Origin of the sequence: Pseudomonas sp. WS 5412 (assembly GCF_012985615.1) — a bacterium.
Taxonomy (GTDB): domain Bacteria; phylum Pseudomonadota; class Gammaproteobacteria; order Pseudomonadales; family Pseudomonadaceae; genus Aquipseudomonas; species Aquipseudomonas shahriarae.
Map to the genome: position 1 here is coordinate 103,211 of NZ_JAARMB010000012.1, position 10,759 is coordinate 113,969.

6 protein-coding genes are annotated in these 10,759 nt (G+C 56.4%); 1 reads left to right on the forward strand and 5 read right to left on the reverse strand.

The window, feature by feature from the left end:
* The first annotated feature begins 61 nt into the window (after positions 1–61).
* On the forward strand, positions 62–1,018 hold the full coding sequence (locus HBR94_RS17090) for an alpha/beta hydrolase (RefSeq protein ID WP_057959168.1): 957 nt from the start codon (positions 62–64) through the stop codon (positions 1,016–1,018).
* A 69-nt stretch (positions 1,019–1,087) separates the two neighbouring features.
* Here HBR94_RS17090 and HBR94_RS17095 read toward each other — a convergent pair whose 3' ends face one another.
* The 5 genes from HBR94_RS17095 to HBR94_RS17115 form a co-directional block, all read right to left on the reverse strand.
* Positions 1,088–3,628: a TonB-dependent siderophore receptor gene (locus HBR94_RS17095; RefSeq protein ID WP_169961404.1), complete on the reverse strand. Its 2,541-nt coding sequence runs from the start codon at positions 3,626–3,628 to the stop codon at positions 1,088–1,090.
* 245 nt (positions 3,629–3,873) lie between these two features.
* Positions 3,874–6,402, reverse strand: coding sequence for a TonB-dependent siderophore receptor (locus tag HBR94_RS17100; protein ID WP_170045246.1), 2,529 nt, complete (start codon positions 6,400–6,402; stop codon positions 3,874–3,876).
* 198 nt (positions 6,403–6,600) lie between these two features.
* Positions 6,601–9,240 (reverse strand): TonB-dependent siderophore receptor, encoded by a 2,640-nt coding sequence (locus tag HBR94_RS17105; protein ID WP_262153099.1) that lies wholly within the window; start codon positions 9,238–9,240, stop codon positions 6,601–6,603.
* Positions 9,198–10,142 carry a FecR family protein gene (locus HBR94_RS17110; RefSeq protein ID WP_057439095.1) on the reverse strand — a complete coding sequence of 315 codons (945 nt, stop codon included), beginning with the start codon at positions 10,140–10,142 and terminating at the stop codon, positions 9,198–9,200. The genes HBR94_RS17105 and HBR94_RS17110 overlap by 43 nt, the downstream gene beginning before the upstream one ends.
* Complete coding sequence (locus HBR94_RS17115) at positions 10,139–10,645, reverse strand: RNA polymerase sigma factor (protein ID WP_225923851.1); 507 nt, start codon at positions 10,643–10,645, stop codon at positions 10,139–10,141. The genes HBR94_RS17110 and HBR94_RS17115 overlap by 4 nt, the downstream gene beginning before the upstream one ends.
* Between the last annotated feature and the right edge of the window lie 114 nt (positions 10,646–10,759).

The window sequence follows — 10,759 nt, forward strand, 5'->3', positions numbered from 1 at the left end:
AGCGCCTCGGGTCTGTCGCCCGGGGCGCTTTTGTTTGGCTACCCCTTATAAGGAACACGCAATGCCTCTGGACCCCGACCTCGAAGGTTTTCTGGAACTGGCCGAGATGGGCCGCCTAAGCGGCAAAAGTAAGCCGATGCACCAACTCACACCGCAAGCCGCGCGTGCCGAGTTCGACCTGACGTCACAGATTCTTGATCCCAGCCCGCCCGGCGCCATCAACGTGAGTGCGTTACAGATACCGACGCGCGATGGCCATCAACTGGCAGCCCGCCTCTACCGCAAGGCCGGTACAGAGCAAAGCGCGCTACCAGTGATCCTGTATTTTCATGGCGGAGGCTATGTGGTTGGCAGTCTCGATTCCCACGACTCGATCTGCCGACGCTTGGCCGCCAACGGCCGTCATGCAGTACTGGCCCCGGCGTATCGCCTAGCCCCGGAGTATCCGTTCCCCACGGCAGTGCATGATGCGGTGGACAGCGCCAACTGGCTTGCCGGCCATGGCGCAGAATTGCAGTTGGACTCGCGCCAGGTGATCGTCGCCGGCGACAGTGCTGGCGCAACCCTGGCAACAGTACTGGCCATCAGTGCCGTACAGTCGCCCGAGGAGATGGTGCTTAAACCACAGGCCCAGTTATTGTTCTATCCGGTCACCGACACCCAACGTACCCGCCCCTCCCACCAACGGTATGCCGAGGGTTATCTACTGGAGAGCGAGACGCTGCAATGGTTTTACCGGCATTACACGCCGGACACTGTGCAACGCGGCGACTGGCGCACCTCGCCATTGCGCGCCCAAGGGTTGAGCGCTTTGGCGCCGGCCTACATCAGCCTGGCCGAGTACGATCCGCTGTATGACGAAGGCTTGGAGTACGCCGAGCTCTTGCAGAACACAGGAACCCCAGTGACCTTGCTCACGCACAATGGTCTGACCCACGATTTCCTGCGTATGTCCGGGATTACTGGGGATATTGCGGGTATTTACAGCGCGGTGGACCGCTGGTTGGCGCAGCAATAGTCCAGGCTGAGCAGGTACAAAAAACCACCTCGCTTGAGGTGGTTTTTTTATACAACTACCAAGACAAACCTAAAACGTACCGCGTACAGTCAGCATGTAGTTACGCGGTTCGCCGTAATAATTACCGTATTCGGAGGTTTTCAGCGTCTCGAAGTACTTACGGTCAAACAGATTGTTTGCATTGAGGGCAACAGTCCAATTTTCATCGACCTTGTATTCGACCATAGCGTCCCATACGGCGTAACCGCCTTGGGCGAAGTCATACGGTGTCTTATCGTAGCTGTCGTAGTAACCATCTTCTTTTTTGACCCGGTAAGCGATACCGCTGGCATAACTGGCGCTCTGCACATTGACACCGCCGCCGACTTTCCAGTCGGAGAGGCGGTCAGGCAGTGTGTACATAGTCCACAACTTTGCCAGATGCTTGGGCGTCACCGTGGTGAGGAAGGTCTCTTTGGTGCCATTTTCTATAAGATTCAAGGTGTAGCCACCCATCACCATCCAACCAGGCGTTATCTCACCACTGGCCTCAAGCTCAATCCCCTTGCTAGTGATCTCGCCCTGGGCCAAATAACAGCAACTACCTCCATATAGAGCGGCCTGCCGCGGATACCGCGGATCCTCAATCGCTTCTTTCTCCCGCTTGGTGTAAAACACCGCGGCCGACAAGTTCAACGCCCCACCGTAGAGTTCACCCTTTATGCCGGTCTCGTATGTCTTGCCAACCATAGGTTCCAGCGCTACACCGGAAGTCACTGGGCCTTGCAGTTGTTGGGCTTGGGGTTTGAATATTTCAGAATAACTGGCATACGCCGACCATTCATCGTTGAGGGCATAGACCAGGCCACCAAAAGGCACCAACTTAGTTGGCTCACGATGGTTCGTTCGGGACTCAACAGCCCATGCACCATCATCATTTACGGCTGTGTACGTCTGTTCAAACTTATAACGCTGAGCCCTGGCCCCGATGATTAACTTCAGCGGATCGGTTAACTGCAGGCGCAACGTCGAATACAGTCCATATTGCTTGCGGGTGTTTGGGCTGTAGTCACGCGTAAAATCATTTGAATTGCCTATGCTGGACGGAGGTAAAGGCGTGAGTTCCGGGTTGTAGACGTCGATCGGATAGAACCCGGCCATGCCCCACGTTCCCTGCCAACGACTGGTTACCTTCTGCGCATCGGCGCCAATCAGCAGTTCGTGCTCGCGATTGAATGCCGTAAATTTCCCGGACACGTTAGCGTCGAACAGAGACTGCTCACTCCTGGTTTTAACGTAACTCCCTCCCCAGGTTGCACCTTCGAGGGTGATTGGGTCGGGAGAGCCCGTGAGAAACGCACCTTTGGTGGTGGACTTATTGAAACTATTGGTGAAGGAAACGTTGAGTTTCCAGTCGTCCGTCAAGTCCTGATCATACTTGGCGAACAACTCATGAGTACTGACGTCTGCATAAGCCCAGTTGGGCGTATACCATCTACTGCGTTTTAATTTTAGATCCTGTCCGGTACTGAACCGAGGAAGACCATCACCCGTGCCATTTTCATGGGTTTCCTCATAACGTCCACCGACTGTGACTCGAGCCGTGTCCGACACATCGGCCTCCAGAACACCATAGATAAAAGGCTTCTCGGTGCTACGGTTGTCCATGAAGTACTGTCGGTCGGAATTGGCGACCACTACCCGTCCTCGTAGCTTGCCGTCAAAGGCCATCGGCCCTGTCACATCGACTTCAGTACGGTAGTTATCCCAGGATCCTGCCGAGGTGTTGAACTTGAGCTGAAAGTAATCCAGCGGGCGCTTACGAACGAGGTTGATGATGCCGCCCGGATCACCGGTGCCGCCAAACAGCCCGGATGAGCCCTTCAAGACTTCGATATGGTCGAACTCGGCCATGTCATAGGTTTGGTTGCCATAAAACGTACCGATTCCAGAGCCAATATCCATCGGTGAAGCACCGTCAATCTGGATATTATCGATACGAAAACCACGGGAGATGAACTGCGGCATCCGATAGTTGGCATTTTTAACGGTGATGCCTGGCGTGCGCCGCATGGCATCGGACAGATCAACAATGCGCCGGTCTTGCAGGACCTGTTGGGTGATGACAGACACAGACTGCGGTGTGTCCCTCAGGCTGGTGGGCGTTTTTGAACCGGCACTGACCAGGCCGGTGGTATAGGAGCCGGAGTTTTCCGTCATCTGTCCCATACCCTGGCCCTGGATGGTGGTGGCGCCCAACTCCAGGGCTGAGCTCGCGCCACTTTCAGGGCTGAGGATAACCGTATTGTTTTCAATCCGAAAACTCAGGCCTGCACCTTTGAGCAGCGCCTCAAGCGCAATTGCAGGTTCGAGGCTGCCATTGACGGCGGTGGACTTCTTGCCCGCGACCATATCCGGCCCGAAAAGCACTTGCAGGCCGGTCTGCTTGCCCAGTTCGGTCAGCGCCTTGTCCAGCGACTGGGCTGGTACATTCACCTGTATGGGTTGGGCAAACGCCCCGCCGCAGACACTGAGAGTCAACCCCAGGACCGCCATCGACACGCAACTGCGGCAGGAAGAGAGGGGAGCATTGAAGAGTTTTTGCCTGAACCTTTTACTCTCGCGTTTCATTGTTTGGTTTAGCCCCAGATATGTCATTAATGTCGAAGGCCTTCCACTCTTGGGGCGGAATGGCCTGAATATAGTTAAACCGTCCGGACTCCACTCCCTGTTGCAGAGGGACGGTTTTGACTTGAATCGGTATCGAGCCATTAATGAACGTTCGGGATAAAAATAATTTAGACGGATTCTCAATCACTTTGTAACAGAAACAAGAAAGGACATCTCACGATGTCCCTTTTCATTTAAAGCCGTGCTTACCAGAAGGTACCGCGCAGGGTCAGCATGTGGTTGCGAGGGTCGCCGTACCAGTTACCGGAGTAGGAAGACCCCACAGCCGTGTAATAGGTTTTGTCGAATACGTTATTGAGGTTGTAGGCCAGCGTCCAGTTCTCGTCCAGGCGATACTCGGCCATCGCGTTCCAGACTGCATAGCCTGACTGCTTGTAATCAAAGGGAATGGATAGGTCTTTATCATCGGCATCCTTGACCGGATTCCCCATTTTATCCAGGACACCAGCAGATCCGCTGACGTAAGTGGCGCTTTGCAGATTGACCCCGCCTCCCAGCTTCACATCATTGAAAGCACCTGGCAGGCGGTAAGTGGACCAAAACTTGACCATATGCTTGGGGGTGATAGCGCTGAATGCAGCATTTTTCGTTCGGTCTTGATTGTTGTTATAGGTATAGCCGGCAATCAGCATCCAGTCAGGCATCACTTCACCCGACACCTCAATGTCGAGGCCTTTACTGACTACTTTGCCTTCTGCCAGATAACAGCAGTTGCCGCCGAACTGGACATCGGTCGATGGGTAACGGGAGTCACGTACCGCTTCGTTTTCCCGCTCGGTGTAGTAAATGGAGAAATTGGTGTTCACCGCCCCGCCAAGCAGTTCGCTCTTCAACCCAGCTTCATAGGCGCGGCCTTTCATTGCCTCAAGTGGCGAACCTGGTGCGGGGCCCTGTAATTTCAACTGCTGAGGCCTGTACTGCTCGGAATAGCTTGCGTAAGTCGACCACTCATCATTCAGGTCGTAGACCAGACCGCCATAGGGTGTGAGCTTGGTAGGCTCCCGGGACGACACGTCGGATTCCGGCTTAAAGCCGCTCCCATCCCAATCAGCCATATAGGTCTGGTTGTACTTAACACGTTGGACACGGGCACCAACAATCAGATGCAGAGGTTCGGCGAGTTGCAAACGCAAGGTTGAATACAACCCGTACTGAACTTGGTCATTGGGGTTGTAATCACGGAAAAAGTCCTTACGGGTTGCCGGCTGAGGCCAAGGTGTGGAGTCTGGATCAAACACATTCAGGTCACCACCTGCCCCTTCGCTTTGTCCCGTTCCGCGCCACCGACTGGTGATTCTCTGATGATCCATACCGAGCAAAAATTCATGCCGTAAACCGAACGCATCAAACTTCCCGGCAAGGTTGATATCTGCCGATCCCTGTTCGCTGCGATACGCAGTGGTATTACCGCCCCAATGAGTACCTTTGAACGTGATCGGATTGAGTCCATTGCTGGCAAAAGCGCTTTTCGAAAGCCCGGACTCCAGAGTCCTGGTGTAGGTCGCGTTTACTTTCCAATCGTTGTTGAACTCATGGTCGATCTTGGCAAACAGCTCTTGTGACCGGCCGTCCTGATAGGCCCAACCCTGTGTAAGACTCGTACGCCTGGATAAACCCAGGTCATCGCCGGTGATGTACCGCGGTAAACCAATGCCGGAGCCATTCACATGGATTCGCTCGGAGCGGCCGCCAAAAGTCACCCGGGTATCTGGCTGAATGTCAGCTTCCAGCACCCCATACACCGTTGGTTTCTCGTCGCTTATATGATCCTGGAAAGATCCATTGTTGCTGTAGGCCGCCACCAACCTGCCACGCAACTTACCGTCAAAGCCCATAGGCCCGGTTACGTCGAACTGGGTACGATAGTTGTCCCAGGAGCCTGCCGAAGTGTCGATCTTCAACTGGTAGGCATCCAATGGACGCTTGCGCACCAGGTTGATCATACCCCCCGGATCCCCCGTGCCGCCGAACAACCCTGACGCTCCGCGCAGCACCTCTACGTGGTCGAACTCCACCAGGTCGTAATTTTTGTTGGAGTAAAAACTTCCCGCCGAATTACCCAAGGCCATGGGCGCGGCGCCGTCAATCTGGATGTTCTGGATCATGAAGCCGCGAGAGTAAAAATCAGTGGTGCGAACACTGGTTTTTTTCAAGGTAATCCCAGGCGTCAGCTTCAACGCGTCGGTCAGGTCCACCCCCCTGCTATCCTGAATCGCCTGCGCTGTCACCACCGACACCGACTGCGGCGTCTGCCGTAACCGGGTCGGAGTCTTCGAACCGATACTGGTCAACCCCGTGGTATAGGACCCCGAATTCTCCGTCATCTCCCCCATCCCCTGCCCCTGAATGGTGGTAGCCCCCAACTCCAACGCCCCACCCTGTACCGGTGCCTTCTCAATCAAAATCACATCATCACTCAATCGGGCGACCAAGCCGCTGTTCAGCAACAACCGATCAAGCCCCTGCTGCACCGGGTAGTTCCCCCTCAACCCGTCCGACTGCTGACCGGCCACCAATTCGCTGACAACCATCAACCGCAACCCGGACTGCTCGGCAAAGCGCGTCAATACCTGGTCAAGTTGACCGGCCTCGATAGCGTAGGTCCGGCTGTCGCTCTTCTGCTGCTGCGCCGCCTGTGCCGGCAGGCTCATACCCACGGCACTGGCCGTGGCAAGTGCCAGGCTCAAGGCGGTGTGCCTGATCAGATGCTGCATAACGCTCCCCTTGCTGAAATCAGCCAAATAAAAATCAATCTCAACAAGAAAGACGCCAGCCCTCTGAACACCGACAGTGGCTATATGCATTTATTTTTGCCATAAATCGCTTTCACGGCGAATCGTCACATTCAGCCAAGACAACATCCGCACATATAAAAAGCCCGCAATCACGCGGGCTTATTTTTTATCTGCGACTTACCAGAAAGTACCGCGTAGGGTCAGCATGTGGTTGCGCTCATCGCCGTACCAGTTGCCCGAGGAAGGCGTCCCAAGTTTGCTGTAGTAGTGCTTGTCGAACAGGTTATTGACGTTGTAGAGCACACTCCAGTTCTCATCCAATTGATACTCGGCCATGGCGTCCCAAACAGCGTATCCGGACTGGCTGTATTTAAAATCGTAATACCGCTTCTGAGGGGCAAACCAGGTTGTCCCGCTGACATCAGTAGCACTCTGTAGATTCACGCCGCCGCCCACCTTCAGGTCATTGAACAGACCTGGCAGACGGTAGGTAGACCAGAGTTTGACCTGATGCTTGGGTGTCACACTGCTGAACACTTTGGCTTGAGTGCGATTGCGGTTGTGGTTATAGGTGTAACCGGCCAGTACGTTCCAGTCCGGCAATACTTCGCCGGTGAACTCCATATCAACACCCTTGCTGGTCACTTCCCCTTGAGGCAGATAGCAGCAACTGCCACCGTGCAACACACTCATCTGTTCATAGCGTGGATCCAGGACCGCCTCGTTTTTGCGGGCGGTGTAGTAAAGCGCAAGCGATGTATTGACGGCCCCTCCCCACAACTCTCCCTTGAGCCCGGTCTCGTAGGTCTTGCCGGTCATGGGTTCGATTGAGCTGCCGGGATACGGACCCTGCAGTTTGGTTTGCTGCGGTTTGAAAATCTCGGAGTAACTGACGTAGGTCGACCATTCATCCGTGAGGTCATAGACGATACCGCCGTAAGGAACAACCTTGGTGGCTTCACGAACCGATATATCCGAGTCGGTTCCCCAGACGCCCTGCTTATCGCGGGACCGATAGAGCTGATCAAATTTATAACGTTGTGCCCGAGCGCCAACGATCAAGTGCAGCGGCTCGGCCAGTTGCAGACGCAGCGTCGAATACAGGCCGTACTGCACCTGGGTATTGGGACTGAATCGGTGGAAAAAATCTTTGTTGGTGTCGGGCTGTAGCCAGGGCGCTGGGTTAAATACATCGATTGGTACACCCGATCCAGTGGCCTGGGCAGTCCCCGCCCATGAACTGGTGATTTTCTGGTGATCCATCCCCATAAGGAGCTCATGCTGCAACCCGATTGCCTCGAATTTACCCGCAAGATTCACATCAAACAGCTTTTGATCGCTGCGGTATTTGTTGTTGGAGCCCCCGGTATTGGGCCCTGTCCTGGACTCAGGATCGACTGCACCAAAGGAAAAGGCGCTTTTCGAGAAGCCAGAATCCAGGGTCTGGGTGTAAGAAACGTTACCCTTCCAGTTATCGTTGAACTCATGGTCGATCTTGCCAAAGATTTCCTGGGATCGACCATCCAGGTAGGCCCAATTCTGCGTCAGGCTGGCGCTTCGCGAGAGCCCCAAGTCCCGGCCATCGAGGTAACGCGGCAAGCCCGTGCCTGAACCCGTCTCGTGGATACGCTCAGAGCGCCCGCCCAGGGTCAGGCGCGTGTCATCCGTGATATCCGCTTCCAACACCCCGTAGAAAATCGGCTTTTCCAGGCCTCGGTCATCCGCCATGTATTGACGATCCGTGTAGGCCGCCACCATTCGCCCACGCAACTTGCCGTCGAACCCCAAAGGCCCCGTGACATCCATCTGGGTACGGTAGTTGTCCCAACTCCCCGCCGAGACATCGACCTTTAACTGGTAAACGTCCAACGGGCGCTTGCGCACCAGGTTGATCATGCCGCCAGGGTCACCTGTGCCGCCAAATAACCCGGACGCACCCCGCAAGACTTCGACGTGGTCGTACTCCACCAGGTCGTAGCTCTTGTTGGAATAGAAACTGCCCGACGTGGTGCCCAGGGCCATAGGAGCAGCACCGTCGATTTGAATGTTCTCGATGTTAAAGCCGCGAGAGGAGAAGTCTGACAACCGGAAGTTGTTGTTAGTAACCGTAATGCCTGGCGTCATTTTCATGGCTTCGGCCAGGTCGGTCATGCGCTTTTCTTCAATAACCTGCGCTGTCACCACCGACACCGACTGCGGCGTCTGCCGTAACCGGGTCGGAGTCTTCGAGCCGATACTGGTCAACCCCGTGGTATAGGACCCCGAATTCTCCGTCATCTCCCCCATCCCCTGCCCCTGAATGGTGGTAGCCCCCAACTCCAACGCACCACCCTGTACCGGTGCCTTCTCAATCAAAATCACATCATCACTCAATCGGGCGACCAAGCCGCTGTTCAGCAACAACCGATCAAGCCCCTGCTGCAGCGGGTAGTTCCCCCTCAACCCGTCCGACTGCTGACCAGCCACCAATTCGCTGACAACCATCAACCGCAACCCGGACTGCTCGGCAAAGCGCGTCAATACCTGGTCAAGTTGACCGGCCTCGATAGCGTAGGTCCGGCTGTCGCTCTTCTGCTGCTGCGCCGCCTGTGCCGGCAGGCTCATACCCACGGCACTGGCCGTGGCAAGTGCCAGGCTCAAGGCAGTGTGCCTGATCAGATGCTGCATAACGCTCCCCTTGCTGAAATCAGCCAAATAAAAATCAATCTCAACAGGAAAGACGTCAACCCTCTGAAACCCGACAGCGGCGGCAAGTGTATTTTTTGCAAGCTGAGTTACTGTCGCGGCGAGTCGTCGCGCTCGATCACGGTCAGCCACGGCAGCAAGCGCACCCGCAGCGGCAAGGTGCGTTGCAGCAGTTTCAATTGGGCGTCGGTGTCGTCGGTGGCGATGATGCCGGTCACGGGCAGGTCGCGCAGGCCGCTGTCACGGACCCAGATTACGCCGCGATGGTAGCGGCCAAGTTGCTCCAGCACATCACCCAGGGGCTGGCGGTTGAACACCAGTTTGTCGCGGCGCCAGGCCGTAGCGGTGCCGACGTCGACTGGCTGGGTGCGCGAGAGACCTTCCGGGCCGTATTGCACGGCCTGACCGGCCTCGACATCGGTGGTCTGTGGATCGTCGTCCAATGTCACGCGCACCGTGTGTTCGGTGACGACCATCCGCACCTGCTCGCCTTCGCGCCGCACGTCGAAGCCGGTGCCCAGCGCTCGCAGGCTGCCACGGCCGGCGCGTACTTCGAATGGACGCTGGGCATCGGGGGCGACCTGGACAAAGAGCTCCCCGGTATAGAGATGCAGCACACGACGATTACCGTGCATTTCGATATCCACACGCGTGCGTGGCGCCAGTTCCAGGTGTGAGCCGTCGGCCAGTGTCACACGGCGGTGCTCACCCAGGCCGGTCACCTGGTCCGCCATCCAGCCTTGTTGCTCCGCCTGCCAGGACAAACCGCCTGCCAGGCTCAACGCGACGACAAGTCCCAGTTGCAGCAAGCGGCGTGACGACGCGGGCGGACGCTCCAGTGCGCTGCCCAGGCTCTCCCACAACCGCTCCGCCGCCTGGGCGGCGCGTTGGTGCTCCGCGGAGGTTTCGCACCACTGCAGGTAGGCGTCCCAAGACGGTGCCTCGGCACTGCCCGAATGCAGGTCGACCAGCCACTGCAACGCTTGCTCGGTCAGCAGCGGCGAAGGTTTACTCGGGGCAGGGTCGCGTGTCACTCGGTCATCCCGAGGCGACGGGCACAGTGCAGCACGGCACTCATGATGTATTTGCTGACCATGCTGGGGGAAACCCCAAGCTGCTGGGCGATGGCGGCATGGCCCAATCCATCGAGGCGATTGAGTAACAAGGCCTGGCGGCTGTTCTCGGACAATTCACTCAACGCCTGATGCAACAGTTGCAACTGCTGGCGCATTTCCACCAGTGCCGCAGGCCCCGGGCACGGATCCAGCAGTTCGTGCTGCACATCCTCCAGCGAGTCCATCGGCCCGCGCCGCGTACGGCTGCGCCCAAGGTCAATGATCAGGTTGCGCAGCACGCGAATCAGGAAAAACCGTGGGTTGATAATCGTATGGGTGCGCTGCTGTCGATCCAGGCCAACGTAACGCACGAATGCGTCCTGAGCGAGATCGGCAGCCATCTCCCTGTCGCCCAGGCGACGGTAGGCAATCTGCTGCAGTTCGCGATGATAGAGGCGAAACAACCGGTCCAGATTATCCAACGCACACTCCATGAGCATCCGTGTGCAGGGCACACATAGGGGGCGCTAGACTACAATTTATGAGAATCGTTCGCAACAGCATAAAACTTGCGAGCGCTGACTGACTGGCAGCGC

Coding starts and splice junctions, on each gene's coding strand:
- HBR94_RS17095 (WP_169961404.1), bottom strand. CDS start 3,628: ATGAAACGCGAGAGTAAAAGGTTCAGGCAAAAACTCTTCAATGCTCCC.
- HBR94_RS17100 (WP_170045246.1), bottom strand. CDS start 6,402: ATGCAGCATCTGATCAGGCACACCGCCTTGAGCCTGGCACTTGCCACG.
- HBR94_RS17090 (WP_057959168.1), top strand. CDS start 62: ATGCCTCTGGACCCCGACCTCGAAGGTTTTCTGGAACTGGCCGAGATG.